The 589-nt window shown below is 47.0% G+C and carries 1 protein-coding gene; it reads left to right on the forward strand.

Annotated elements, in window-relative coordinates:
- Positions 1-82: 82 nt before the first annotated feature.
- Positions 83-589: IS110 family transposase (locus Dpoa2040_RS05465; protein WP_168640566.1), on the forward strand; the 507-nt coding region annotated here is incomplete at its 3' end.

Here is a 589-nt window from a genome sequence, read left to right on the forward strand (position 1 = left end):
ACTTTGCTTTCCAGTTAATGGGATGGACTACCTCCTCCCGCTGCGGTTAACTGTACGAAATATGCTCAACAGGAAAATCATCATGAATATCGTATTTCTGGGTATTGATCTGGCTAAAAATATCTTTCAGCTCTGCGGATTAAACCAGGCCGGTAAGCCGGTTTATACAAAACGCACTGGACGAAAAGAATTACTCCAGATGGTGGCGAATATTCCGGCATGTCTGATTGGTGTCGAAGCATCTACTGGGGCATTTTACTGGCAACGTGAGTTTGAAAAACTGGGACATAAAGTAAAAGTCATTAGCCCTCAGTATGTAAAACCTTTTGTCCGTGGGCAAAAAAATGACGGTAATGATGCGCAGGCGATAGCTGTGGCTCTGATGCAACCTACAATGCAGTTTGTTCCACCGAAAAGCCCTGAGCAGCAGGATATTCAGGCTCTGCACCGTGCAAGACAGCGTATTGTCAATCACCGCACCGCGACAGTCTGTCAAATCCGAGGGCTACTGCTTGATCGGGGAATAACACTCGGTGCGGCAGTCTCAAGAGTTCGTCGTGCCGTTCCGCTTATCCTTGAAGATGCTGAA

Origin of the sequence: Dickeya sp. CFBP 2040 (assembly GCF_012273755.1) — a bacterium.
Taxonomy (GTDB): Bacteria; Pseudomonadota; Gammaproteobacteria; order Enterobacterales; family Enterobacteriaceae; genus Dickeya; species Dickeya poaceiphila.